This window comes from Streptomyces sp. NRRL B-3229 (assembly GCF_000719505.1).
Taxonomy (GTDB): domain Bacteria; phylum Actinomycetota; class Actinomycetes; order Streptomycetales; family Streptomycetaceae; genus Streptomyces; species Streptomyces griseorubiginosus.
The window spans coordinates 174032-197341 of sequence record NZ_JOGP01000010.1 but is presented as its reverse complement, the minus strand read 5'-3'; the positions used below and the strand labels follow the sequence as shown (position 1 = coordinate 197341).

Annotated in this window: 25 protein-coding genes and 1 riboswitch; of the genes, 13 read left to right on the top strand and 12 right to left on the bottom strand. The window is 69.8% G+C overall.

What is annotated here, in order from left to right; genetic code table 11:
• Nucleotides 1–550 precede the first annotated feature (550 nt).
• Complete coding sequence (locus tag IF54_RS0118655) at nucleotides 551–1327, bottom strand: hypothetical protein (protein ID WP_030320023.1); 777 nt, start codon at nucleotides 1325–1327, stop codon at nucleotides 551–553.
• Nucleotides 1328–1649: 322 nt separating this feature from the next.
• Nucleotides 1650–2087, bottom strand: a complete 438-nt coding sequence (locus IF54_RS0118650) for a DUF6578 domain-containing protein (protein WP_030320018.1) — start codon at nucleotides 2085–2087, stop codon at nucleotides 1650–1652.
• 91 nt (nucleotides 2088–2178) lie between these two features.
• Here IF54_RS0118650 and IF54_RS0118645 point away from each other — a divergent pair, with 91 nt between their 5' ends.
• Both IF54_RS0118645 and IF54_RS42715 read left to right on the top strand, forming a co-directional pair.
• Entirely contained in the window at nucleotides 2179–2445 is a 267-nt protein-coding gene (locus tag IF54_RS0118645) for a DUF6959 family protein (protein WP_030320017.1), read from the top strand.
• 373 nt (nucleotides 2446–2818) lie between these two features.
• Entirely contained in the window at nucleotides 2819–5158 is a 2340-nt protein-coding gene (locus IF54_RS42715; protein ID WP_159002154.1) for a hypothetical protein, read from the top strand.
• 219 nt (nucleotides 5159–5377) lie between these two features.
• Here the strand turns inward: IF54_RS42715 and IF54_RS43415 are convergent, their stop codons facing one another.
• Both IF54_RS43415 and IF54_RS0118630 read right to left on the bottom strand, forming a co-directional pair.
• Nucleotides 5378–5563, bottom strand: coding sequence for a methyltransferase domain-containing protein (locus IF54_RS43415; RefSeq protein ID WP_234439008.1), 186 nt, complete (start codon nucleotides 5561–5563; stop codon nucleotides 5378–5380).
• A gap of 310 nt (nucleotides 5564–5873) precedes the next feature.
• Nucleotides 5874–6335 carry a hypothetical protein gene (locus IF54_RS0118630; protein ID WP_420790387.1) on the bottom strand — a complete coding sequence of 154 codons (462 nt, stop codon included), beginning with the start codon at nucleotides 6333–6335 and terminating at the stop codon, nucleotides 5874–5876.
• A gap of 171 nt (nucleotides 6336–6506) precedes the next feature.
• On the opposite strand from IF54_RS0118630, the gene IF54_RS0118625 reads away from it, so the two are divergent.
• Nucleotides 6507–7763, top strand: coding sequence for a sensor histidine kinase (locus IF54_RS0118625; protein WP_030320010.1), 1257 nt, complete (start codon nucleotides 6507–6509; stop codon nucleotides 7761–7763).
• The gene (locus tag IF54_RS0118620) at nucleotides 7751–8401 is read left to right on the top strand and encodes a response regulator transcription factor (protein ID WP_030320009.1); all 651 of its coding nucleotides are present in this window, start codon (nucleotides 7751–7753) and stop codon (nucleotides 8399–8401) included. The genes IF54_RS0118625 and IF54_RS0118620 overlap by 13 nt, the downstream gene beginning before the upstream one ends.
• A 126-nt stretch (nucleotides 8402–8527) precedes the next feature.
• Here IF54_RS0118620 and IF54_RS0118615 read toward each other — a convergent pair whose 3' ends face one another.
• Nucleotides 8528–9421, bottom strand: a complete 894-nt coding sequence (locus IF54_RS0118615; protein WP_030320008.1) for a MerR family transcriptional regulator — start codon at nucleotides 9419–9421, stop codon at nucleotides 8528–8530.
• 97 nt (nucleotides 9422–9518) lie between these two features.
• Here IF54_RS0118615 and IF54_RS0118610 point away from each other — a divergent pair, with 97 nt between their 5' ends.
• The 3 genes from IF54_RS0118610 (at nucleotide 9519) to IF54_RS0118600 (ending at nucleotide 12582) form a co-directional block, all read left to right on the top strand.
• On the top strand, nucleotides 9519–10076 hold the full coding sequence (locus IF54_RS0118610; protein ID WP_159002152.1) for a hypothetical protein: 558 nt from the start codon (nucleotides 9519–9521) through the stop codon (nucleotides 10074–10076).
• A gap of 240 nt (nucleotides 10077–10316) precedes the next feature.
• Complete coding sequence (thrS, locus tag IF54_RS0118605) at nucleotides 10317–11552, top strand: threonine--tRNA ligase (protein WP_030319999.1); 1236 nt, start codon at nucleotides 10317–10319, stop codon at nucleotides 11550–11552.
• Between the two features lie 67 nt (nucleotides 11553–11619).
• Nucleotides 11620–12582 (top strand): nucleoside hydrolase, encoded by a 963-nt coding sequence (locus IF54_RS0118600; protein WP_030319998.1) that lies wholly within the window; start codon nucleotides 11620–11622, stop codon nucleotides 12580–12582.
• 28 nt (nucleotides 12583–12610) lie between these two features.
• Here IF54_RS0118600 and IF54_RS0118595 read toward each other — a convergent pair whose 3' ends face one another.
• Complete coding sequence (locus IF54_RS0118595) at nucleotides 12611–13735, bottom strand: HoxN/HupN/NixA family nickel/cobalt transporter (RefSeq protein WP_030319997.1); 1125 nt, start codon at nucleotides 13733–13735, stop codon at nucleotides 12611–12613.
• A 26-nt stretch (nucleotides 13736–13761) separates the two neighbouring features.
• A riboswitch (cobalamin riboswitch) is annotated at nucleotides 13762–13951 on the bottom strand.
• An 81-nt stretch (nucleotides 13952–14032) separates the two neighbouring features.
• On the opposite strand from IF54_RS0118595, the gene IF54_RS0118590 reads away from it, so the two are divergent.
• Nucleotides 14033–14380, top strand: coding sequence for an ArsR/SmtB family transcription factor (locus IF54_RS0118590; protein WP_020134325.1), 348 nt, complete (start codon nucleotides 14033–14035; stop codon nucleotides 14378–14380).
• Nucleotides 14381–14439: 59 nt separating this feature from the next.
• On the opposite strand, the gene IF54_RS0118585 is transcribed toward IF54_RS0118590, so the two are convergent.
• The 3 genes from IF54_RS0118585 to IF54_RS0118575 all read right to left on the bottom strand — a co-directional run bounded on the left by IF54_RS0118585 (nucleotide 14440) and on the right by IF54_RS0118575 (nucleotide 15984).
• Entirely contained in the window at nucleotides 14440–14658 is a 219-nt protein-coding gene (locus IF54_RS0118585) for a hypothetical protein (RefSeq protein ID WP_030319995.1), read from the bottom strand.
• A gap of 44 nt (nucleotides 14659–14702) precedes the next feature.
• Nucleotides 14703–14918 carry a hypothetical protein gene (locus IF54_RS0118580; RefSeq protein WP_030319992.1) on the bottom strand — a complete coding sequence of 72 codons (216 nt, stop codon included), beginning with the start codon at nucleotides 14916–14918 and terminating at the stop codon, nucleotides 14703–14705.
• A gap of 121 nt (nucleotides 14919–15039) precedes the next feature.
• A complete protein-coding gene (locus IF54_RS0118575) occupies nucleotides 15040–15984 on the bottom strand; it encodes an LAETG motif-containing sortase-dependent surface protein (RefSeq protein ID WP_030319990.1) in 945 nt (314 codons plus the stop codon).
• A 308-nt stretch (nucleotides 15985–16292) separates the two neighbouring features.
• Here IF54_RS0118575 and IF54_RS0118570 point away from each other — a divergent pair, with 308 nt between their 5' ends.
• A complete protein-coding gene (locus IF54_RS0118570; RefSeq protein ID WP_030319988.1) occupies nucleotides 16293–17960 on the top strand; it encodes a glycoside hydrolase family 13 protein in 1668 nt (555 codons plus the stop codon).
• Here IF54_RS0118570 and IF54_RS0118565 read toward each other — a convergent pair.
• Entirely contained in the window at nucleotides 17957–18721 is a 765-nt protein-coding gene (locus IF54_RS0118565) for a DUF4142 domain-containing protein (protein ID WP_030319986.1), read from the bottom strand. The two genes, IF54_RS0118570 and IF54_RS0118565, sit on opposite strands and share 4 nt — an antisense overlap.
• A gap of 212 nt (nucleotides 18722–18933) precedes the next feature.
• Between IF54_RS0118565 and IF54_RS0118560 the strand changes: the two genes are divergently transcribed.
• Complete coding sequence (locus IF54_RS0118560; RefSeq protein WP_030319984.1) at nucleotides 18934–19608, top strand: DUF6445 family protein; 675 nt, start codon at nucleotides 18934–18936, stop codon at nucleotides 19606–19608.
• 50 nt (nucleotides 19609–19658) lie between these two features.
• Here IF54_RS0118560 and IF54_RS0118555 read toward each other — a convergent pair whose 3' ends face one another.
• Nucleotides 19659–20147 (bottom strand): hypothetical protein, encoded by a 489-nt coding sequence (locus IF54_RS0118555; protein WP_030319982.1) that lies wholly within the window; start codon nucleotides 20145–20147, stop codon nucleotides 19659–19661.
• A gap of 149 nt (nucleotides 20148–20296) precedes the next feature.
• Between IF54_RS0118555 and IF54_RS0118550 the strand changes: the two genes are divergently transcribed.
• Nucleotides 20297–20779 carry a DUF7144 family membrane protein gene (locus IF54_RS0118550; protein WP_030319980.1) on the top strand — a complete coding sequence of 161 codons (483 nt, stop codon included), beginning with the start codon at nucleotides 20297–20299 and terminating at the stop codon, nucleotides 20777–20779.
• A 143-nt stretch (nucleotides 20780–20922) separates the two neighbouring features.
• Here the strand turns inward: IF54_RS0118550 and IF54_RS0118545 are convergent, their stop codons facing one another.
• Nucleotides 20923–21294 (bottom strand): DUF6479 family protein, encoded by a 372-nt coding sequence (locus IF54_RS0118545; protein WP_030319977.1) that lies wholly within the window; start codon nucleotides 21292–21294, stop codon nucleotides 20923–20925.
• A 157-nt stretch (nucleotides 21295–21451) separates the two neighbouring features.
• Between IF54_RS0118545 and IF54_RS0118540 the strand changes: the two genes are divergently transcribed.
• The gene (locus tag IF54_RS0118540; RefSeq protein ID WP_030319975.1) at nucleotides 21452–22102 is read left to right on the top strand and encodes a DUF4328 domain-containing protein; all 651 of its coding nucleotides are present in this window, start codon (nucleotides 21452–21454) and stop codon (nucleotides 22100–22102) included.
• A 110-nt stretch (nucleotides 22103–22212) separates the two neighbouring features.
• Nucleotides 22213–23307: a sugar ABC transporter substrate-binding protein gene (locus IF54_RS0118535; RefSeq protein WP_030319972.1), complete on the top strand. Its 1095-nt coding sequence runs from the start codon at nucleotides 22213–22215 to the stop codon at nucleotides 23305–23307.
• The last annotated feature ends 3 nt before the right edge of the window (nucleotides 23308–23310 follow it).

The following is a 23310-nucleotide window of genomic DNA, read 5'->3' as shown; positions in this document are numbered from 1 at the left end:
CGCTCGCGCGGTCCTCAGGGAAGGTCCCCGGCCCGCTCGGGACGGCGGGAGACGCCCCGGTCGGCGGCGGGCACAGGGACGGAGGCAGGGGGCTGGGTCAGGGGTCCGAGGCAGGGGTTCGCGGCAGGGGGCGGAGTCCCGACCGTGCCCGGGGCGTGTAGCTCGGAGGAGCGGGGCGCTCAAGCCGACGCGGGGCTCAGGGTACGGGCGAGGGGGGTACGGAAGAGGGCAAAACGGCTCCGGCACAGTTCGACTCGACGACGCTGTGTGGCCGCTTCCTGACCGTCACCTCCGAAGGTAATGAATCGGCATGCCGTCTGGGAAGGGCGTCCGGGGGCGGCGGACCGGTCCGGAGCGGTTGCCCTCCGTACGGCCGCCGTCGTTCCGCGATGTCCCGCCGAGCGGCGCGGCGGACGAGGTGTTCCGCCCGATCTGCTGCGCCGGTCGCGAAGAAGGAGCAGCGGCCCCTGACGGCCGTGGCCAGGGCGCCGGCCGAGCGCAGCCTCCGGCCCGGACCTGCTGGAGGGCGAGCCCCGCCGCGCCTGACCGCTCACACCTGGACCCGGCCCCGCTTCCTGACCTCCGTCAGCCGCTGCGCTCCCACCTGGAGGGCCGTCCACGTGGCGTCCGTCGTCACGTCGCCGAAACCGCCGTTCGACACCATGATCGCGTCCTCGCCGACCCGGGCGGCGGCGGCCTCCAGTGTGAGGGTGACCGGCTCGCCGTCCGGCGACTGACCGGTCAGCAGCACCCGCAGCCCCTGCCGGGAGTCCCCCGTCTCCGGCAGCTCGGCCGCGGTCACCTGCACGCCCAGCACGGCGCCCGTGGAGGTCGTGGCCGCGAACTGCCCGCACTTGCGCGGGACTCCGCTCAGCCAGGCCAGGGTCTTGTCGGTCCGGGCCGGGTCCAGGGCGAACACCTGGTAGCGCAGCTGCGCCTCGTTCCACGTGTCGTCGAGCCCGACGACCGCACGCGGTTGCGCGTCGGCCCCGAACAGGTCGTCCGCGTACAGCGCGTCGAGCAGCCGCTGGCAGTCCGGCAGCTCGGTCTTCCCCTTCAGCACCCCGTCGTGCCACGTGGCGGTGCCCTGCGTGGGCGTCCAGGGCTCCCCGAGATCGGCCTCCGTGATCAGCGCGGCCTGCGCCATCGCCTCGGTGAGGGCGGTGGAGGAGGCGGGGGAGGCCTTCGGGGACGCCGGGGCCGCGCTGGTGGGCCGGGTGATCGGCGGCTTGGGGGCGGTGGGCGGGGTGGAGAGCGCCGAACACCCGGTGGCACCGAGAAGCACGGCGAGACCGAACACGGCAGCTGGGACACGGGACGGGGTCATGCCTCCAAGTGATCACCGGGCGAGCGGGGTCACCAGCGGTCGGGGCCGTACGGGTTACGAACGGCGCGCGGCCATCCGGCCCCGCCCTTTCCGCGGCCACGACTGCGCCCCCGCCCGCGCACGAACGACACGAGCCCGACGCCCCGAGCCGCCTCCCCCGGCCGCCCCCGCTCATCACCCCTACCGGTCACCCCCGCTCCCGGGAGACGAGCTCGACCGCCGGTCACGGGCGGGTCCGACGGGTCGGGGTAGACGCCAGGCCGTGGGCGGGTGGTGCGCGGGGTGGGCTCCCGGAGGGCCGGCTCTCGGAGTGCGAGCGTGCCTACGAGGGAGACCGAGGCAGCTCGGCCGCGCTGACGTCGTCGGAGTTGCCGCCCCGCACCTGCCTGGCCGTCACCAGATATCCCGCGAAACGGACGTCGGGCCTGGCTTTCGCCCACCCGTCCGCCTCGTCGACCGGAACCAGCACGGTCGTACCGGGGACGGGACAGTTCATGGTGTCAGTGGCGCCCGGGGGCACCCCGTACCGGCAGTGCACCTCAGTGACCGACACGACCTCCACCGGAGTGGGATCCTGTCCCTCCCCCTGGCCGTGATGCTCCTCACGGAAGTCGATCTCGCGTGCACGCTCGCTGCCGACGACTTCGGCGTAGTCCTCCGGATCGACTGCCAGCAGCTTCCAGGAGACGACATCCCCCGGCGCGAAGCTCTCTCCACAGCACTGGATTTGCCAGTCGTCGATCCAGATCGTCAGCGTCATGCCGACATTGTCCGCGGGTGGGCGCGGCTGCTCAAAACCCTTTGTGGTCATCGCCGTTGCTGCCGGGTGGTGCGTCGGGTTGGATGCTGCGATGGAACGCATCGAGGTCGAGCTGTTCACGGACGGCGGCAACGACGCCGTGGTCCGCATACCCGGCAGACGGTTCCCGGGAGTCCTGGTGCAGGGCGACTCCCTTCACGTCCTCCGCAGCAGCGTGGCCGAGGTGATGGAGGCCTGCGAGCGAGGCGACCTGGCGGAGGCCCGGGACTCCGCCGGTCTTCTACTGGCGGACCTGGAGGGGCTGTTGGGGCGGTACGAGGCCGCGTTGGACGAGCACGGGATCCCGCGGCCCTACTGAACTACCGGGTGCAGGTCGATGACGGCCCGCGTGCAGGCGTAGGCGATGCCGAGCGAGATTCCGGACTCGCAGCGGGCTGGGGGAGAGTGGCGTGCCGACGCAGGTACACCAGACCCACCAGCACACGCTGGTGCGGCAGCAGCTCGCAGCGGCGCTCGCCCTCGCGGATGACGATGAGCATGCTGAGCCAGTCGACCCGGGCGTGAGGCAGATCGTGTGCGGGCAGATATGAAACCAACGCGGCTCCTGTGCCTGTGGGTTGAGACTTCGAACAACCGCAGCGGCACGGGAGCCTCGCGCGCGTTGGGCACCCCGACAGGTTCACCCGATCAGCAACCACTCTGAAAGCCCGCATCCAATCGAGAAGATGGCTATGAACGACTACCGCTCACACATCCAGTCACCAGTCCTCCGCTGGATCTGGACGTCTTGCATCGAAAGGTCTATGCAACGTCCCGACATAGCCAACTATCTTGAATTCGATTCGGAGCAACTGTCCAAGCCGAGGCTGCGTGCTCGGATGCAGGACGGCGAGATTACGGAGAGCGTCCTCCGCGACGACGTGACCTATCGAGTGCACATTCTGCCGCGTCTGACCAAGTTGAATGAGGCTCAGAACCGGCGCACGTTGCCTGTGGGACTCTCTCTGGCCCAACTGCTGCTGGTCTGGGTGGTTGCCCTGCTGTTTATCCTCATGAACGCGTTGGCGTATCCGGCTTATTCGTGGTGGGGTGCCATACTGATCAATGGCATCACGGCGGCCTTCACGTACCTGATACTGAAAGATGAGGAACGGCGCAGGGGTGTTTCTCGTTTCATTCGCGGGACCTGGCACTCCGCGCTGTATGGCTACCATTTGATGCAGTTGGCAATTGACGCAGTCATGTGGCGCTCTTCCTTTGAGGTCAAAATAGCGCAGGCGATGCGGCGAGAAATCGTGCAGATGCTCGGTCCTGAACACGACACTCTACTCGTCTTCCAGCATAATTCGGGATTGACCTATGCTCATCATTCACAATTTTGGGTCACGACCGATCTGGAGTCCGACTTTAAGCGGAAGCTTGACCAGATGGATGGTGGGGCTATCGCCATATGCGGCCCCCGTGGTGTGGGAAAATCGACGCTTCTTCGTAAGGCATGCGAGGGAACCCTGGATTCGACCGTTCAAGCCCCGAATTTTCACGTCACCGTTCAAACCCCCGCCAACTATAGGCCGGAAGAGTTTCTGGTCAGTCTTTTCCAGCAGGTTTGCCGCAGCTACCTTGCTCTGTATGGCCACCGCGCCCGAGGGCCCTTTATCGTTCGGACGCGCATCGCGGGCGTCCTCCGGCGCGTTTCGAGGGCGCTCCCTGGATGGGTGTACCTCATCCTCGGGCTTGCGGGTCTGGGGCTCGCCTTGTGGGGTCCCACACGTGACGCCTATGCGTGGGTGGCGACAGAATTCGTCGGAACCCTCACCAGCGCCTGGCATACGGTCACGGGAACCATCGTGAATTGGTGGAAACAGCATCCTTTCATAAGCAGAGTTGTATTGGTCAGTGTAAGCCTCATCCTTGTCGCACGATCCCGCGTTCTAGGTAAGCTCTTTCGCCGCCGCTATCGCCGTCATCGTGCACTGCTCGCCGAATGTAATAACTACCTCAGCCTATTGCAGTACACCCAGAATGCGAGCAACGCTACCACTCTGGGCCTGCCTGGTGTCGTCGGGGTGACGCTTGGGGGAAGTCGAACGACGGGAGTCTCCTCGCGAGCTCTTTCATATCCTGAACTAGTCAGTCACTTTTGCGGTCTCTTGACCCGTATCGGCAGCGAAGAGCGCAACTACAAATGGAAGGTATTTCTCGGAATCGACGAGTTGGATCGCCTCGGTTCCGTCGAGCAGGTGAAGTCATTCCTTGCCGAAATCAAGGCCATTTTTGCCATACCCGGCGTGTACTTCCTCCTCACCGTGTCTGAAGACATCGGAGCCGCATTCATGCAGAGAGGGATTCCAAGCCGCGACATCACGGCAAGTTCCCTCGAAGCGGTGCAGTACGTCAGCCGCCGCGACCTGTCCCAGGCCACCGAACTCCTTCAGCAGAGAGTCCCTGGCTTCCGAGATCCGTTCGTTGCCCTCGTTCATGCCCTAGCTGGCGGAATACCGCGTGACCTCATCAGATATGCTCGAAAAATGGTCGAGATTAGACATCGAATTCAGAGTGCCGCTCTTATTCCGATAGCGGCAACTCTACTCTTCGAAGAGATTTCGCAAGCTCTTTCGTCGTTTCGTCTTCTTTTGGGTGAAAGTACGCATACGGCCGAGCATGGTCGGAAGGTCCACACCCTGTACACCATTACCAACCTCATCCGGCAAGCGAATGCAACTGACCTCTACGACATCGAGCGGGTCGAGATGGCATTGGCCACGCTCATCAGCTCCAATTCCACGCTGAGTGCAAGGGCTGAAAACGCTCCGGATGTGTGGGAGGACGTATCTACCTATGCCCTCTTCGCCGTGACCCTTCTACAGGTTTTCGTCCAGTCAGAGTTCCCGCGACGCGCACGAGAGCAAGAGGAAAGAGGGCACAGTGACGGCGACCTCGACGTCCTCGCTGCAATTCGCCTAGAACTAGAAATCTCGCGCAGTAGCGCACACCTCATGACCGAGCGGTTCCGCAGCGCCTGGGACCTACGCCTCGCACCCGACCCCAACCTAGGGTCACCCCGCAGCTGAGGACCTACCGGGCTGCTCCCCTCTCACCTTGCGGGCGCGCCACAGTTTTCGTGGCCGGCTTCGGTGGGGGCGGAGCCCGCTCGCCTCCCAGAGCGGCCTACCACGCGCCAGGAATGCCGGGCTTGGGCCGCGGCGCTCGGTCAGGTGGAGGCTCGGTGGCGTCGGCGAGCCGGTGCAGCCGGCCGAAGGTCATCCAGTGCCGGTCGAAGAACTCGCCGCTCACCAACCGCCCGCTGGTGCCAGCATCCGCGCCGCCTCGCGCAGTACCCGATCCGGCTGGGGGATCCCACCGAGTGTGGTCAAGACGTATATGGCATTGAATGTCCCGTCGGCGTACGGCTGTTCACGTGCGTCCGAGAACGGGTAGGCCTGATCGTCGCCAGGCAGTCGCGCTCGGCGCAGCACAACACCCGGTTGAGCATGTCCTGCTGGACGTCGAGCACATCGAGCCGTCCCACTGGCCCGACCTGCGGGGCGATGTGCAGTGCCTGCAGGTCAGCCCCTGAGCCGATCTCTAGGATCAGCCCCCCGGCCGCGGTCGCAGTACGGCGTCAATCCGGGCAGCTGTTAGAAACGTCAACGACACGTCGAGCAGGTCGGGTTGGGCATGCGGACAGGGTGCCGTGTCGCCCATCCAGCAGACGGCGGCCAACGCGGAGCATGGTGTTCTCCGGTGGATCGATCTGCTCCGTGGCATGCGGCTGGGCGGGCGGTGTCACGCGGGTCGGTTCAGCGTTCGTAGGGCCAGTCGGGCGCACAGTGCGGCCAGCGGCAATTCGGCGCCGAGTGCCATCGTGATCGCGGTGGCGAGGTCGCCGCCCGTGGCCGCGGTCGTGGTGTCGAACCAGGCGTCCACCACCAGCAGCGTCGCGGTCGCGGCCGCTGCCAGGGCGTGCCGTCGGTCGCCGCGGGCGGCGAGGAGACCGGTGGCGATCAGGCCGAGCGCCTCCAGCGCGTCGAGCCCGACCCAGGCGACCGGCCAGTGCGTCACGGTCGCGGTGGCCGGCAGGCCGGTGGCGAGCACGTACAGCCACGGCAGCAGCGCGAGCCCGCAGACGACCAGCAGCCACCCGGCCCGCCGCATCCCCCGCGCCGGGCGCGGCTCCTCCACCTCTTCGTAGAGCGGGATGACCTCGGCACCGGCCACTTCCTCATCGTGCAGCACCAGTTGACGCATCGTCTTCCCCCGCTCCCTGCTGGATCTCTCCTTCACGTGCTCCACCCTCCGGCGCACACCAGGGCGCCGTCAGTCACGCAGGGTTCCGACCTGGGGTGGAGACAACTGCACCCCCGAACCGGGCGGAAGCGTCATGGCATGCGGATGGTCTGCGGCTTTAGCGTTTGAGGCATGCACCTCACCACGTGGCTGCGGCTGGTGGCCGGTCGGCCGTTCCGCGGGGCGGGACATCGGACCGCGCTCGTCGCCGCCGGTCTGCCGCTTCACCTCGCCATCGTGCCCCTGTGGCTCTGGCTGCTCGGCGCGATCGCGGCGTCGGCGCGCACGCCAGCCGCAGTGGCCGTGACTCCGCTGCCCGTGCTGCTCACGGTCGTGCTGGCTCCGTTGCTGACCGCCGGGCAGCGGCGGCGCTACCGGGCGCTCGTCGGCGAGGATCTCCCGCGTCCCGCCGCCAGCGGGACACCGGTGGTTCGCCGGCTGACCGGCCGGGCCCTGTGGCGGCACGTCTGCTACCACGCCGTGGTGGGGCCGCTGTTCGCCGTCCTGGACCTCGTCGTCCTCGCCGTCTGGGCCGCCGCTCTCGTGGCCGCCTCCGTCTACGTGTGGATCTGGGCGCTGCCCACGCAGTGGCGGATCACCGACCTCGGGTACACCACGCAGGCCGCATACATCACCGCCGGCGGCCTCGCCCTGCTGTGCCTCGGGCCCCGGCTGACCGGCGCCCTGGTGCGGCTGGAGACCCGGGCGGCCGAGGTCCTGCTCGGCCCCAGCCGTACGGAGAAGCTGGCCCGCCGGGTCGCCGACCTCGCCGAGAGCCGGGCCGGCGTGGTCGACGCGGCCGACGCCGAGCGGCGGCGGATCGAGCGCGACCTGCACGACGGCGCACAGCAGCGTCTGGTGGCGCTGGCCGTGAACCTGGGCCTGGCCAAAGCCACCCTCGGCGACCTGCCGGAAGACGCTCGCAGGGTGATCGACGAGGCGCACCGCGAGGCGAAGGAGGCGATCGCCGAGCTGAACGACCTGGTGCGCGGTCTGCATCCCGCCGTCCTCGAGGACCGCGGCCTCGACGCCGCGCTGTCCGGGGTCGCCGCCCGCCTCCCGATCCCGGTGCGCGTGGCGGTGGACCTGCCGCGGCGCCCCTCGCCCACGGTCGAGGCCGTCGCGTACTTCGTGGTCTCCGAAGCCCTGACGAACGTGGTCAAACACGCCCAGGCGAGCCGGGCGGACGTGACCGTCGAGCGGATCGGGGAGACACTGCTGGTGGTCGTCGCGGACGACGGGGCGGGCGGCGCGGATCTCGCCGTGGCCGGCGGCACCGGGCTCGCCGGGCTGGCCCAGCGCGTCGCGTCCGTCGACGGCACGTTCTCCTGCCGCAGCCCCGCCGGGGGCCCGACCGTCGTCACCGTGGAGCTGCCGTGCGCGCCGTGATCGCTGAGGATTCCCTCCTGCTGCGCATCGGCGTGGTCAAGGTGCTGGAGGCGGCCGGCTTCGAGATGTGCGCGCAGGTCGCCGACGCGGAGGGGCTGTTGGCGGCGGTCGAGGAGCACCGGCCCGACATCGCCGTGGTCGACGTGCGCATGCCGCCCGGCTTCACCGACGAGGGCGTACGTGCCGCGCTGGTGATCCGTCGGCAGTACCCGCGTACCGCCGTGCTCCTGCTGTCGCAGTACGTGGAGGAGCGGTACGCCGCCGATCTGCTCGCCACGAACACCTCGGGCGTCGGCTATCTGCTCAAGCAACGGGTCGCCGACGTCGAGGAGTTCGCGGAGGCGGTGCGCAGAGTGGCGGCCGGGGGGACCGCGCTCGACCCGCAGGTGGTCGCGCAGCTGCTGGTGCGCCGGCACAGCGATCCGCTCGACCGGCTGACACCGCGCGAGCGGGAGGTGCTGGAGCTGATGGCGGGCGGCCGGTCCAACTCCGGGATCGCCGCCGAGCTGGTGGTGAGCGAGAGCGCGGTCGCCAAGCACATCAACAGCATCTTCACCAAGCTCGACCTGCCCAGGGCCGACGCCGACCACCGCCGTGTGCTGGCGGTGCTGCGCTTCCTGGGCGTTGCGGCGGCGTAGGGGGGCGACCACGCCCTCTTGCCCGGTCGCCCACGGTGCTGAGCAGCTGTCGGTGGAGGCTGCGGCGCCTTCGAGTGAAATCGGCGTCGGCTCGCGAGGTGGCGCAGGCCGAGGTGAAGAGATCGGTCAGGACCGGGTCACCGGTGTCTGGAGTTCCGTCACCCAGTCGTCGCGGTTCTCCGGGCATTCCAGGTTGATCTCGCGGGGGTAGCCGGTCGACTCGTAGGCGTTGGCGTCGATCCAGCGGGCCAGAGCCTGGGCGGTGGGGAGCACGGTGTCCATCGAGCCGCGGTGCACGATGGTCGCCGCCTCGTCGAGGGACGGCAGGTCGAGGATCCGGAAGGTGCCGTCCTGGAGGGGTGTGCCGTCCGGGAGTTGGGTGCCGTCGTGGAGGGCGGTGCCGTCGTGGAGCGGGGCGGAGACCTGGAGCGGGGCGGAGACCTGGACGGCGGCGTGGACGCTGATCCTGCCTCCGCCCTCCGCCGCGTCCTCGTAGTACGCGATGCCGGGGCCGGTGGGCGTGATGCCCGCCGCGTCCAGGCGCCGGAACAGCTCGTCGTAGAGCGGTGCGATGACCGGGCCGATGTCCTCGGGCTCGAAACTCGCCGCCGTCGCGGTCAGTTCCGCCACCCGGACGGCAGGGACGCTCTTGATGACAACGTCGTTCGTGGGCATGTGCCCCTCGCTCTCGATGGCCCGGAGCCTCGCCTCGACCTGCACCAGCCGTGCCGCCGCGGCCGCCATCGCGGTCTCCAGTTCGGCCCGCCGCAGCCGCAGCATGCCGCGCAGTTCCTCGGGACCGACCTTCTCGTCCACGATGTCCCGCACCTGCTGGAGAGTGAATCCGAGGTCCTTGAGCGCGATGATCCGGTTGAGACGGGCGAGCTGGGCGGCGGTGTAGTGCCGGTAGCCGCTGGCGGGGTCGACGTGAGCCGGTCGCAGCAGTCCGGTCGCGTCGTAGTGACGCAGCATCCGGACCGAGACGCGGCCGTGCCGGGCGAAGTCTCCGATGGTGAACATGATGTCTCCGAGCTGACCGCCTGACACGGTGTGAGGGTCAAGAAGCTACTTGGTCCGCCGGGGAGGGGCTGGTCCCCGTGCGTGACAGGATTTCGCCGTGACTCCTACGCCCCGCCCCGCCGAGACCGTGGCGACCGATGCCGGGATGCTCGCTCTGTGGGATCCGGAGAGCTTCACCGACGTCGTGGACCATGAGACGTGGAACCTCCGGCTCGGGGCGGACGAGGACGTCCGGCGCCACATCAGGGCGGGCTCCCTGGTGCCCATCAACATCCGCAACGACGGTGCCTTCGCGGTCCTGGTGCGCTTCGGCGGCCCCGACCGGCCTGCCCAGCTGACGGAACGGGAGCGTGCGCACGGGCTGCTCAGCTCGGACGCCTACCTTTTCTCCTCGTCGGGGCGGCTGTGGCTCAGTGGTATCGAGGCGGTGGGTGCGCAGGCGTGGCCCGAGATCGTTCAGTTCGAGCTGCCCGCGGGGCGGTACTCGGTGGTGATCCACCTGATCGCCTGGGAGGACGAGGTCTGCGGCGTCGACGACGACGGGACTCCCTCGGCCACCGCACTGCCCGACTTCGTCGTCCTCGTCGCGCCGGCCAGCCCAGGGCAGGACGTGTTCCGGACGGACGTGGAGACCTTCGACCCGCCCGGCGGCTGAGACAAGGCAAGGACCATTCGACCCGCCTGGCAATTGAGGCAAAAACCCCTCGCCCCGCTCCTCCGCCACCCCCTACCCTCGCCCCATGCAGCGCGCCCAAGCACTCCCGTCCATCACGACGACGCCGGATCACCCCCGGCGCGCTGCCAGCTGACGCAGTCCGAAGCCCCGGGGCGAGTGCCCCGGGGTTCTGCCGTGACCGTCGGGTTCCCTCGCCCCCTGTGAGTGAGGGAGAAACCCATGCACGACCACCGCCGGCTCGGCCGAGAGCTCGGTCTGTTCGACACCGACCCGCTGATGGGCGCGGGGCTGCCGTACTGGTTGCCCGACGGGGCCGTCTTACGGCATCTGCTGGAGGAGTACGTCCGGGAGGTCGAGCGGGAGGCCGGGTACCGGCACGTGTACTCGCCCGTGCTCGGCAAGCGGGAGCTGTACGAGATCTCCGGGCACTGGGACCACTACAGCGACGACATGTTCCCGCCCATGCGGATGGGAGGCGGCGAGGGGGAGGAGGTCGTGCTGCGGCCCAGTCTCTGCCCGCACCATGCCCTCATCTACCGGTCCCGGTCGCACAGTTACCGCGAACTTCCGCTGCGGATCGCCGAGTTGGGGGCCATGTACCGCTCCGAGCCGTCCGGCGTGCTCGGCGGTCTCACCCGCGTGCGGTCCATCCAGCTCAACGACGCCCACATCTTCTGCACCCCCGACCAGGCCGTGGCCGAGGCCCGCGCCGCCCTCGGGCTCATCCGGCGGGCCTACGACGACCTCGGCATCCGGGCCACCCGGTACCGGCTCTCCCTGCCGGGCGGCGGCCAGGACGGCCGGGGCAAGTACGTTCCCGACCCGGAGCTGTGGCGCCGTGCCACCGGTCTGCTCGAGGAGGTCCTGGACGGGGTCGACCACGAGGCCGTCGAGGGCGAGGCCGCCTTCTACGGGCCCAAGATCGACGTCCAGGTCACCGACCCCGCCGGCCGTGAGTCCACCCTCTCCACCGTCCAGATCGACTTCCACCAGCCCGAGCGCTTCGGCCTTCGGTACATCGGCAGCGACGGGAGGAAACACCGGCCGGTGATGGTCCACCGCAGCATCATCGGGAGTGTGGAGCGAGCCGTCGCCCATCTCGTCGAGGCGCACGCCGGTGCCTTTCCCGTCTGGCTCGCGCCCGTGCAGCTCGCGGTGCTGCCGGTGGGCGACGGGCAGGAGGAGCAGGCCCTCGACGTCGTACGGCGGGCCCGGGCGCGCGGTGTCCGGGCCGAGCTGTCCGGCTGCGGCGGCGGGACCCTCGGTGCCCGGGTCCGTGCCGCGCGGCTCGTGCCGTACCTGGCGGTGATCGGGGAGCGGGAGGCCGACGGCGACCGTGCGGCCGTGCGGCTGCGGGACGGGCGCAGGCCCGGAGCCGTGCCCGTGGCCGAGCTGCTGGGGCGGATCGGCGCACGGGCCGCTGATCGCGGGGCCGAACTCTGGGCGGCTGCGTAAGGTCGGTCCCGTACGCCGGCACACGTCAGCGACGTACACGTACGCCAGTGAGGGAAAGGACCCCGCCGTGACCGGTCAGCCCATTCCGGTGATCATCGACTGCGACACCGGTGTCGACGACGCCCTGGCCCTGCTGTTCGCCGTACGGCATCCCGGCATCGACCTGCGCGCGGTCACCTGTGTCGCCGGGAACACCGACGTGGACGGCGTGGTCCGCAACACCCTGACCGTGCTGGAGCAGGCCGGAGCCGGGGACATCCCGGTCGCCCGGGGTGCCGAGCGGCCGCTGATCGAGCCGGTGCGCACCGCGCAGCACGTGCACGGGCTCGACGGGATGGGCGACCTGGGGCTGCCCGCGCCGACCCGGGTGGCGGTGGACGTGGACGCGGTGACCCTCCTCCGGCGGGAGATCCTCGCCTCGCCCCGGCCGGTCACCCTGATCCCCACCGCGCCGCTCACCAACATCGCGCTGCTGCTGCGCACCCACCCCGAGGTGGTGCGCAACATCGAGCGGATCGTGTTCATGGGCGGGGCGGTGGCGACCGGGAACGCCACGCCGGTCGCGGAGTTCAACGTCTGGCACGACCCCGAGGCGGCCGCCGTCCTGCTCACCGCGGGCGTGCCGATCACGATGTACGGCCTCGACGTCTTCGAGCGGGTCGTCGTCCCCGCCGCCGACGTGCAGCGGCTGCGGGCGAGCGCGGAGCCCAGTCTGCGCATGGCCGGTGCACTGCTCGCCCACCGTGACCCGGCCAGTACCGGCGACCCCACGCCCACCGGCGGGCTCGGCGACGCGGGCGCGGTCTGCGCGGTCGTCGACCCCGACGGGCTGACCACCGAACTCCTCCCGGTGGAGGTGAGCCTGGCCCCGGGCCCGACCCGCGGCCAGACCGTCGTCGACCGCCGTCGCCGCCCCGGAGAGTCCGAGATCCACGACGGGGAGCGCGAAGTGACCCTGGTGGACGTCGGGTTGGGCGTGGACGTGGAGCGGTACGTGAAGCTGTGGCTGACGGCGGTGGAGGGGGTGTGAGCCCGCTGGGCTGGGTGAGCCCGCCGGGTCAGGAACTGCCCACGCTCCAGCGCTGCTCCACCTTCGCCAGCCGCCAGTAAGCGATCGCCGCCGCCCACACCACTACGAACAGGCCGACGATGACGTAACCGACGTTGTCGAGGTCGATCTCGGCGATCCAGGTGGTGAGGTCGTCGGTGAGGTCGAACTTGTCGTGCAGGACACCGACCAGCTCGATGGTGCCGATGAAGAAGGCGACCGCGATGGACAGGCCGGTGATGGCGAGGTTGTAGAACACCTTGCGCACCGGGTTGGAGAAGGCCCACTGGTAGGCGAAGTTCATGAAGGTGCCGTCGAGGGTGTCGAACAGGCTCATGCCGGCGGCGAAGAGCAGGGGCAGGCAGAGGATCGCGTACCAGGGGAGCCCGGCGGCCGCGCCCGAACCGGCCATCACCATCAGCGTGACCTCGGTCGCGGTGTCGAAACCGAGACCGAAGAGGAAGCCCAGCGGGAACATCTGCCCCGGCCGGGTGATGGACTTGGTGAGCCGCCCGAGGATCCGGTTCATGAACCCCCGGGAGTCCAGGTGCTGTTCCAGCTGCTTGTCGTCGTACGACCCCGACCGCATCGCCCGGAAGACCTTCAGGATGCCCACCAGGGCCACCAGGTTGAGGGCGGCGATGAGATAGAGGAAGGTGCCGGAGATCGTCGTACCGAGGAACCCGAGCACCTGGTGGGTGCTGGAACCCTCGTTCATCACCTTGCCGGCCAGCTGGGTGCCGCCCGCGATGAGCGTGGCGAGCACGACGACGACGCTGGAGTGCCCGAGCGCGAACCAGAACCCCACGGACACCGGCCGCTTGCCGTCGGCCATCAGCTTGCGGGTGGTGTTGTCGATCGCGGCGATGTGGTCGGCGTCGAAGGCGTGCCGCATGCCCAGGGTGTAGGCGGTGATGCCGAGTCCGACGCCGAAGGCCTTGGTGCCGACCTCGTAGTGGGCGGGGACGACGAGCAGGAAGAGGATGCCGAACGCGACGACGTGCAGGGCGGTGATCACCGCGAGCAGTCCCGCGGTCTTGACGGTGTCCTCGCGCCGCCAGCGGAAGCCGGTGGGGGCACCGGTACCGGCACCGGTCGTGGGGGGCGTGGCCTTGGACAGGGCAGGCTCGGTCATACGGTCAGCTCCAACACCTCGTGGATCAGTTCCTGACGTGCCGTGGCCGGTCTCCTGGCTTACGGGTCGTGCGTGTCCGCGCCTGCCTTCCCAGTCGTACGACCAGTGGCTTCGACGGCACGGACACTTCCCGATCACAGTGGCGAGGGCCGCGCCGGTCTGGACCTTTGAGGGGTCGTCACCGGCTTCCCGAGCACCACGGCCCGCCCACCGTAGGGGGTGCCGGCCTCCCCTGCATAGCTGCGCACCTGCGCAGGTATGGAAGATCACACAGGGGCGCCTGCGAGGATGAGCCCCATGCACCTCGTCCCGGCCGACCGAGCCGACCGCCGCACCATCGACGGACACCGGGTGTGCGACGCCATCGCCGCGATCGGCGACCCGGACGACGTCCGCACCTGGTCCGACCGTTTCGCCCTCCTCGCCGACCCCAACCGCCTCTCCCTCCTCCTCGCCCTGCACCGCACCGGCCCGCTCGCGGTTTCCGACCTCGCGATCGCCACGGGCATGAACGACCCGGCCGTCTCGCAGGCGCTACGGCTGCTGCGCGCGGCCGGGGTGGTGGCGGGGGAGAAGGAGGGGCGGGTGGTGCGGTACCGGGTCGTGGACGAGGCGGTACGGGGGTTGTTGAAGCAGGTGTCCTAGGAAGCGATGTCGTAGGAAGCAGGTGTCCTGGAGGGGCGGCCGGAACCGGCCGCCCCGCCTCACTCCTCCGGTCCCCACCGTTCCGGGCCCACGCCGCGCCAGTCGATCCAGCTCGACTGGGCGACCTCCGCCGCGTCGATCTCCAGGCCCGCTCGGCGGAGGAATTCGGCCACGTCGGCCAGGTTGTGGGCGAGGCCCAGGATCTCGCCGTCCACGCGTACGCGGCGGCCGCCGGTGGGGGACGGCGGATGGACGATCACTCGGATCGGGCCGGACATGTCTTCAGGATCGTCCGCGGTGTACGGTCCCGCACTTCGGTCCGTCATCGGTCGGGCCGTCCCCTCGCCTGGTCGCGCAGCTCCCACCACTCCGCGGGGCGTGGGCGCCGGCGCTCCCAGTGGGGATGGAAGAACAGCTCGGTCGACAGCCGGTAAAGGCGTCGGCGCAGCTCGGTGCGGCCGGGGTGCTCGGCGAGGCGCCGGTACGTGGCACTCCACTCCAGCTGAGTCCGGGCGAGGTCGTCGGGGAACGATCGCATGACCGAATTCAATCATGTGTTCGATTTTCTGGGCCAGGGTCGCCGGAACCGTCTCGCCCCGAACACGCCAAAGGGGCCGCCCGCACCGTGAACCGGTGGGACGACCCCTTCGGAGGATGGGTCAGGAGCGCGTGGCCTTGCGGCGACGCGTCGCCAGGACGATGCCCGCGCCACCCGCGAGCAGCACCGCCGCGCCGCCCGCGATCAGCGGCGTGTTGCTGCTGGCGCCGGTCTCGGCGAGGTTGTCGCCGCCGCCACCGTTCGGGGTGGGGGCGCCCGGGGTCGACGTGGACTCCGAGGCCGACGGGGTCGGAGAGTCCGTGCCCGGGGTCTCGGACGCCGGAGGCGTGCTCTCGGAGGCCGGCGGGGTGGACTCCGAGGCCGGCGGGGTCGACTCCGAGGCCGGCGGAGTGGTCTCCGAGGCCGGCGGGGTCGCCGGAGGCGTGGTCTCGGTGGTCGTGCAGTCCTTCGTGCCGCCGTTCCAGGCCGCGATCAGCTTGTCCTTGATGACCGGGTGGTCCGGGCCCTTGGGGAGGTCGCCGTGCGGGAAGCCGTCCTTGGCGTCGAGCTTGCCGTCGAACTTCGTGTTGCCGCGGTAGAGGTCGACCTGACCGAAGCAGCCCGCGTCGGGGATCGCGACGTCGAGGGTGTCGACGGCGCCGGCCTTGACGGTCACGCTGTCGAAGTCGTGGAAGACCTGCTCGCCGGAGGTGGCGAACGTCGGGCCGTGCGCGAGGTAGGACGCGAGGGAGGCGGTGCACGTGGTGGCGTCGCCCGCGGCGCGGACCTTGACGTGGACCTTGCCGTCGTCGCCCGGCTTGAGGTTCTGGTCGTCGACCTTGACCGAGGCGAAGAAGTTCTTGCCGTCGAGGGAGAACTCGCAGCGGTCGGTCTCGGTCTTCGAGCCGGCGCCCGTGCCTGGCTTGTAGTGTCCGCCGTCTCCCCAGCCCTTGCCGCCGGGGCAGTCGGAGGCCGAGGCGACGGAGGCGAGGGCGGCGGAGAAGGCGAGCGTCGCGGCGCCCGTCCCCAGCAGACGCCGAAGGGTGACACGTCTCGCTATGGACATACGTATCCCGTCAGGATGAGAGTGAGTGATCACAGGAAGCATCAGAGACACTGGGCTCATTGGTCACATGCGCCACGGTGTTCACACATCGTGGTTCTCCGGCTGAATGCTGTCAACCTGCGGTGATACAAGGCCCGTTCGAAAGCCGTCACAATTTCGACACACCGGGAATGATCGACTCCGGTAAAGCCCGGGTTGAATTTCCGGCGAGTGGACAGATATCCCCTTTGTCGCCCAATTTGTCGTCCACCGGATCGCCTGCGCGAATTCGCCATCGCACGGAATGCCCGCACATCAGAGGAGCCCGCGTGATCTCCCGCACCACCACGCCCGACCTCTCCGGCAAGGACCCCGACTGGTGGCGGCAGGCCGTCGTCTACCAGGTCTATCCCCGCAGCTTCGCCGACGCGGACGGCGACGGCCTCGGGGACATCAGAGGCGTCACCGAACGCCTCGGCCACCTGGCCGCCCTCGGCGCCGACGCCCTGTGGCTGAGCCCCTTCTACCCCTCCGAACTCGCCGACGGCGGCTACGACGTGGCCGACTACCGGGACGTCGACCCGCGCCTGGGCAGCCTCGACGACTTCGACGCCATGGTCGCCGAGGCCCACCGGCTCGGCCTGAAAGTGATCGTCGATCTTGTCCCGAACCACACCTCCCGTCGGCACGTCTGGTTCGAGGAGGCCCTTGCGGCGGCACCCGGCTCCGCCGCCCGCGCGCGGTACGTCTTCAGGGACGGCCGCGGCGCGCACGGCGAACTCCCGCCGACCGACTGGCAGTCGGTCTTCGGCGGCAGCGCCTGGCAGCGGGTGCCGGACGGGCAGTGGTACCTGCATCTGTTCGCCCCCGAGCAGCCCGACCTCGACTGGTCCCACGAGGAGGTCCGCGAGGACTTCCGCACCACCCTGCGGTTCTGGTCCGACCGCGGGGTCGACGGCTTCCGGGTGGACGTGGCCCACGCCCTGGTCAAGGACCTCACCGAGCCGCTGCGCGACCTCGGCGACCTGCCCGGCGTCGCCGAGGAGGCCCTGGACCGCCTGCCGCCGGGCAGCCACCCCTACTGGGACCGCGACGAGGTCCACGAGATCTACCGCGACTGGCGCACGATCCTCGACTCCTACACCCCGCCCCGCACGGCCGTCGCCGAGGCCTGGGTGCCGGGCGCCCGCCGCGCGCTGTACGCCCGCGCCGACGAACTCGGCCAGGCCTTCAACTTCGAGTACCTCCAGACCCCGTGGGACGCCGACGCGCTGCGCCAGGTCATCACCGACTCCCTGGCCACCGCGCGCGCGGCGCACGCCTCGGCGACCTGGGTGCTCTCCAACCACGACGTCGTACGGCACGCCTCCCGCCTGGTGCTGCCGCCGGGCACCGACGAGAACGCCTGGCTGCTGGCCGGCGGCCAGGCGCCCGCGATCGACCTCGCCCAGGGGCTGCGACGCGCTCGCGCGGCGACGCTGCTCATGCTGGCGCTGCCGGGATCGTCGTACGTCTACCAGGGCGAGGAACTCGGCCTGCCCGAGGTCGCCGACCTGCCCTTCGAGGTGCTCCAGGACCCGATCTGGGAGCAGACCGGACGGGTGCGCAAGGGGCGCGACGGATGCCGGGTGCCGCTGCCGTGGACCACGACCGGGCCGTCGTACGGCTTCGGGGCGGGCGGTGCCTGGCTGCCGCAGCCGGAGTGGTTCGCCGAGTACGCTGTCGAGGCCCAGAACGGCACGGAGGGCTCCACGCTGGAGCTGTACCGCACCGCCCTGCGACTGCGCCGCAAACTCCTCCAGGGAGAGGACCTGACCTGGGCGGACACCGCCCCGGCCGGGGTGCTGGACTTCGTCCGGCACGAGGGCTGGCGGTGTGTCACCAATCTGTCGGAGACCGCGGTCCCGCTTCCCGAAGGGGAAGTACTGCTCGCCAGCAGCCCGTTGGGGAACGGGCTGCTGGGACCGGACACCACGGTCTGGCTCGGCCAGGGCTAACCCACCGTCGGTGAGGCGCCCGCGGCCGGGGCGGCGCCGCCGCCGTTCGCGTTGTTCTCGCCCGGGATCCCGAGCGGGGTGGACGTCGGGTTCGGCGGCGGGGTCAGCACCACCATCGGCGCGCCCGGCTGCGGGGCCGGCGGCGTGAGGTCGGTGGCGGGCAGCTTCGGCGGGGTGGTCTGCATGAACAGGGCCTGGTCGAAGTTGACGAAGCCGGTCTTCTCCATGACCGTCATGTGGTCGAGCACCGTGTCGTTGGCCATGTCGGCCAGCGAGCGCACCAGGGAGTTCTTGGTGGTGGAGCGGATCTTCGCGATCGCGTTGAAGATCGAGCCGTGCGTCACGCGCAGGATGTTGGCGAAGTTCGAGTCGAACTGCTGGCCGGAGCTGGAGTCGATCGTGTTCACGAAGCCGACCTGCTGCGGGCTCGCCACGTTCGGGATGGTGATGTTGAGCATCGGGGCGATCTTGCGGCAGGCTGCGTCGAGGGCCGCGTGTCCGTCGATGAGGTGCTTTCCGGCCTCCTTCACCTCCGGGGTCGTCCCCTTCTGCTGGGCGATCTGACCCAGCGGGTACTCCCACAGACCGGCCGCCCGCACCTTGACGACGAAGTCGCGGTCCTGCTCGGTCAGCGGCCCCCACTGCGTCTGCGCGATGATTCTGTCCTGTGCGGTGGCCGCCTGGCTGACACCCAGCATGGACGGGTACGCGAGCGCGCCCAGGGTCAGCGTGAGGGCTCCGCCTACGAACAGCGTTCCCATCGCGTTGCGCGAGAGTGGCACCGTGCCTCCTGCCCGATCGGTGACCCTGCCGGCAGCCGGGTCGAACGCACAGGAGTACGCACACGGGGGCGCCGGTGTTCAGCGGCTCTTCCCCGGTTGACCCTTCGTTGACCAGTTCACGGGTGACTCACGGGGAAGTCCGGGGCAAATCACGGGAGAGAGTCGGCGGGCTCCGCGCCTAGATTCGCTGCATGTCCATGCCACGACAGCGGTCGCTGCCCGTCCTGCCCTACCGCAAGCCCACCAAGGGCCGCGACTACTGGGTCCTCGACGACGTGCTCCCGGACGTCGACGCCGTACGGGAACGCTGTCTCGCCAAGGACGACTGGGTGAAGGGACATCCGTACACCTCGGAGACGTGGCCCGGACTGCGGACCATGCCCGGACTCGAACCCGCCGAACTCGCCCGGGTGGAGGGGCTGGTGCGCAAGGCCACCGGCGCCCCGAAGCTCTGGGTGCAGCAGGCGCCCGGCGGCGGCACCCTCAACCACAACTGCGTGCAGGTCGTGGGGGAGGGCGAGAGCGAGCCCCGGCCGCACACCGACTCCCGGGCGCTGTGCCGGTACGCCGCCGTGCTGTACCTGAACCCGGGTGTCCCCAAGGACTGCGGCACGAGCTTCTACCGGCAGTCCATGCCGGGCGGCCGGCTCGGCGGCAACGTGGTGCAGGCCCCGCACAACAACCTCGTCGAGGCCCTCGGCACGCGGTTCGTCGCGCCGGACGCCTTCGAGGAGGACGTACGGGTGCCGCACAAGTACAACCGGCTGCTGCTGTACAACGCCAACCTCGTGCACAGCGCGACCGGTTACTTCGGCGGGACGCTGGCGGAGAAGCGGATGACGGCGGTGTTCTTCTGGATGGCGTGAACTGACGGGGTTTCAGGGTTTCAGGGTTCTGGCGGTTCCAGTGGGTGTTTCTAGTAGCGGACCGCCCGCGACACCTTCGCCGCCGCCTTCCCGGACAGGGCGTGCGTGCTGCGTGCGGTCGCGCTGCCCGTGCCGCCCGCCGGGACGTCCGACACCGTCACCACGACCACGTCGAGCAGCTTGCCGTCCTGGCCGGTGAAGTCGACCTGGACGGCGAAGGACTTCGCCGAGTCCGCGCGGTTGGTCGCGGTGACCTCCACCGTCGTACGTCCGTCGGCGGCCGTCGTGGGGGAGGCGAGGCGTACGTCGTCCTTGGCGTCGACGCCGTTCTTGATGTCGTCGAAGCGCCGGCCCGCCTCCGCCGTGGCCGACGACACGGCGTCCCCGGCCCGGGAGGCGGCCGAGGAGGCGGCCGAGGCGACCTTGCTCGCCACGGAGGACGGGCTGTCGCCGTCGGAGCAGGCGGTGAGGCCGGTGAGGCCGGTGAGTCCGGTGAGGGCCAGGGCCGCCAGCAGCGCGGGCGTCGTCCAGCGGGTCATCTCGCCTCCCAGGATGCGGTTCCTCCAGTGAAGGGCCGCTGCCGTACGGCCGCACGCCCGACGTCACCCGAATGGCCCACCCCCGTGGTGGGCGCTCGCGTTGCGCCGGATGGTCGAAGCACCTCGATCACGAAAGGTGGAACACGGCCATGACACAGCAACCGCACGCCACCGAGCCGTCCGCCGGCGGGCAGCAGCAAGCGTCGGCGGGCACGTCCGCGACCGCGCCGGGCCCCGGGTTCACGCCCACCGAGGCCGCGTGGGCCTCCGGCGGGGTCGTCTTCGCCGGTGTGCTGATGCTGATGAACGGCGTCCTCGCGATCTTCCAGGGCATATCCCTGCTCGCCGAGGACGACGTGTGGGCCCGGGTCGGCGACTACGTCTACAAGGTCAGCCTCACCGGCTGGGGCGTGATCCTGCTCTGCCTGGGCGTGGTCGCCGCCGTCACCGGCGCGTTCATCCTCCGGGGCGCCGGGTGGGCCCGGATGACCGGTATCTTCCTGGCCTCCCTGAGCATGCTCGCCCAGTTCCTGTTCCTGCCCTACGCCCCGGTCTGGTCGGTCATCATGATCGGCCTCGACTTCTTCGTGATCTGGGCGCTGGCGGTGTACAGGCCGGCCATGCGGGGCTGACGGGGCGCATGCGCTGGGCCGGGCCCGACGGATCGTTCCCGGCGGGTCCCGGCCGCAGCGCGGCGGCACCGGACCGCAAGCTCCGGACAGCCCGCCCCACCCCTCACCTGCCGAACTCGACAGGGACCGGGACGCGAGTCACGTCATACGTGGCCGAGGCCGCCGCTGCCGAAGCCTCCGCTGGAGCCGGGCAGCCAGCGTTTGCGGTGCTGGTCCTTTCCTCGTCGGGTTCCCGAGTGGTGGAGCTGGTGGGGCAGGAGCCGTTCCTGCCCGTCCGTGGCGTCCGACAGCTCGTCCGGTTCCCGCATCTCCCGGAGTTCGCGGACGGGGCCCGTCTCCGGAAGGCGGGGCTGGTCCTCCAGGCGTGGCCGCGGCGATTCGCGGTCCTGGACCCGCATGCCGAACTGCACCGCCCACACCAGTGCACCGGCGATGAACAGGCCACCTACAAAGGCGGCGATCACGTTGAGTACTCCGCTCGACGTGGCCGCCAGGACAAACGTCGTCGTACTCATAGTCCGATTATCGCCGATTCGGCCCGAATGGGTAGCGACAGGCAGCGACAGGATCGAGTTCCCGCTCGCTCCGCCCCCCGCCGAGCAGACCTCCGTGAACCGTTTCCAGGGTGCGCAACGATGAGAGGGTGAACCGATCTTCTCCCCGGGGGACCACATGAACGAGAACGCCGTCCGACCCGCCCTCCGCCCCGCGCGCGGCTCCGCCCGGCTCGCCGTCGCCGGGCTCGGGCTCGCCGGTGCCGCCTGGGCGCTGCGGGCCGTGTGGCAGGTCCGGCTCGCCATGGCGGGGGAGCCCGCTTCCGGGCCGCCGGACCAGGGCGAGGGCCGGCACCGCCCGCTGAACGCGCTGGAGAACTCGTACCACCTGGTCAGCGCGGTCGGCGACCTCCTCGTCCTGCTCTGCGCGGCCCTGTTCATCGGCTGGCTGTGGCGCATGCGGGACAACGCACGCGCCCTGTCCGGCGAGCCGCCCCGCTACGCCGGCATCTGGGTCTACGCCTCGTGGATCGTCCCGGTCGTGAACCTGTGGTTCCCGCGCGGCATCGTCGCCGACATCCACCACAAGAGCGCCCCGGGCCGCAAGCTGCCCGCCGTCGTGAACGTGTGGTGGGCGCTGTGGCTGGTCGGCCTGGTCGCCGGTGTCGGGCTGACGTACGACGACAGCACCGACGAGATCATCGCCCGCGCCTACCACGGGGTGACCGGGCTGCTGCTCGCCGACCTCGCCGTCGTCGGCGCGGCCGTCGCCGCCGTCCTGATGGTGCGCACGCTCACCGACACACAACATGCGCACATCGGCGCCTAGTTGCGGACACCGAGTGGTGATCCCTTGAAGGAAGACGGCAGGGCGTTTGATCGGGGGAGAGGGCACCTACTGTTGCGCCTACGTGACAGCCCCCCACCCCCAGGATCGCCATGCGTACCGTCCCCTCCGTCGTGGCCGTCTGCGCGTCGGCCCTTCTGCTCAGCTCCTGCGGAGTCGTCGGCAGTGACACCGCGGTGACCCCCAAGAAGGGCGACGACATCACCCTGGGGCTGCTCCTGCCCGACCGGGACACCAGCCGCTTCGACCGGTTCGACTACCCCCTCATCAAGCGGGAGGTGGCGACCCTCACCCACAACAAGGGCAAGGTCAGTTACGCCAACGCCGGGGCGAGCGCGAAGCGGCAGAGCGAGCAGTTCCAGCAGATGGTCGCCGACAAGGTGGACGTGATCCTGGTGGACGCGGTCGACGCCGCGGCCATCGAACCGTCCGTCCGGAAGGCGAAGGACGCGGGCATCCCCGTCATCGCCTACGACCGTCTCGCCCAGGGCCCGATCGACGCCTACGTCTCGCACGACAACGAACTCGTCGGCGAGGTGCAGGGCCGGTCCATCGTCCAGGCGCTCGGCGACAAGGCCGAGTCCAGCAAGATCGTCATGATGAACGGTTCGCCCGCCGACCCCAACACCGCCCTGTTCGAGAAGGGCGCCCACAGCGAGCTCGACGGCAAGGTCGTCATAGCCAAGCAGTACGACACCCGCGAGTGGCTGCCGTCGGTGGCCAAGGCCCACATGAAGGAGGCGATCGCCTCCGTCGGCCTGAACAACATCGCCGCGGTCTACTCGGCCAACGACGACATGGCGGGCGCGGTCATCGACGAGCTCAAGGAGGCGGGAGCGACCAGGATCCCGCCCGTGACCGGGCAGGACGCCACCCTGGCCGCCGTGCAGCGGGTGGTGTCGGGCGAGCAGTACATGACCGTGTACAAGTCGTTCCTGCTGGAGGCCACCAACGCGGCGCAGATCGCGGTCTACAAGATCCAGGGCCGCGACCTCCAGTTCGACGCCCTGATCCGCGACAAGGTCAACAGCCCCACCCAGAACGACATCCCGTCGCTGCTGGTGCCGGTGGTCGCCCTGACCAAGGACAACATCGAGCAGACGGTCATCAAGGACGGCGTCTACACCGCACAGCAGATCTGCACCGCCCCGTACGCGGGGGACTGCGCGGCCATCGGCCTCAAGTAGCCG

Bases quoted from the DNA above. Each gene is read 5' to 3' on its own strand.
- thrS (WP_030319999.1), top strand. From the start codon at position 10,317: ATGCACGACCACCGCCGGCTCGGCCGAGAGCTCGGTCTGTTCGACACC.
- IF54_RS0118560 (WP_030319984.1), top strand. From the start codon at position 18,934: ATGTCCATGCCACGACAGCGGTCGCTGCCCGTCCTGCCCTACCGCAAG.
- IF54_RS0118565 (WP_030319986.1), bottom strand. From the start codon at position 18,721: ATGGGAACGCTGTTCGTAGGCGGAGCCCTCACGCTGACCCTGGGCGCG.
- IF54_RS0118645 (WP_030320017.1), top strand. From the start codon at position 2,179: ATGGAACGCATCGAGGTCGAGCTGTTCACGGACGGCGGCAACGACGCC.
- IF54_RS0118575 (WP_030319990.1), bottom strand. From the start codon at position 15,984: ATGTCCATAGCGAGACGTGTCACCCTTCGGCGTCTGCTGGGGACGGGC.
- IF54_RS0118580 (WP_030319992.1), bottom strand. From the start codon at position 14,918: ATGCGATCGTTCCCCGACGACCTCGCCCGGACTCAGCTGGAGTGGAGT.
- IF54_RS0118545 (WP_030319977.1), bottom strand. From the start codon at position 21,294: ATGAGTACGACGACGTTTGTCCTGGCGGCCACGTCGAGCGGAGTACTC.
- IF54_RS0118590 (WP_020134325.1), top strand. From the start codon at position 14,033: ATGCACCTCGTCCCGGCCGACCGAGCCGACCGCCGCACCATCGACGGA.
- IF54_RS0118585 (WP_030319995.1), bottom strand. From the start codon at position 14,658: ATGTCCGGCCCGATCCGAGTGATCGTCCATCCGCCGTCCCCCACCGGC.
- IF54_RS0118630 (WP_420790387.1), bottom strand. From the start codon at position 6,335: ATGCGTCAACTGGTGCTGCACGATGAGGAAGTGGCCGGTGCCGAGGTC.
- IF54_RS42715 (WP_159002154.1), top strand. From the start codon at position 2,819: ATGAACGACTACCGCTCACACATCCAGTCACCAGTCCTCCGCTGGATC.
- IF54_RS0118540 (WP_030319975.1), top strand. From the start codon at position 21,452: ATGAACGAGAACGCCGTCCGACCCGCCCTCCGCCCCGCGCGCGGCTCC.
- IF54_RS0118535 (WP_030319972.1), top strand. From the start codon at position 22,213: ATGCGTACCGTCCCCTCCGTCGTGGCCGTCTGCGCGTCGGCCCTTCTG.
- IF54_RS0118650 (WP_030320018.1), bottom strand. From the start codon at position 2,087: ATGACGCTGACGATCTGGATCGACGACTGGCAAATCCAGTGCTGTGGA.
- IF54_RS0118625 (WP_030320010.1), top strand. From the start codon at position 6,507: ATGCACCTCACCACGTGGCTGCGGCTGGTGGCCGGTCGGCCGTTCCGC.
- IF54_RS0118655 (WP_030320023.1), bottom strand. From the start codon at position 1,327: ATGACCCCGTCCCGTGTCCCAGCTGCCGTGTTCGGTCTCGCCGTGCTT.
- IF54_RS0118550 (WP_030319980.1), top strand. From the start codon at position 20,297: ATGACACAGCAACCGCACGCCACCGAGCCGTCCGCCGGCGGGCAGCAG.
- IF54_RS0118555 (WP_030319982.1), bottom strand. From the start codon at position 20,147: ATGACCCGCTGGACGACGCCCGCGCTGCTGGCGGCCCTGGCCCTCACC.
- IF54_RS0118615 (WP_030320008.1), bottom strand. From the start codon at position 9,421: ATGTTCACCATCGGAGACTTCGCCCGGCACGGCCGCGTCTCGGTCCGG.
- IF54_RS0118595 (WP_030319997.1), bottom strand. From the start codon at position 13,735: ATGACCGAGCCTGCCCTGTCCAAGGCCACGCCCCCCACGACCGGTGCC.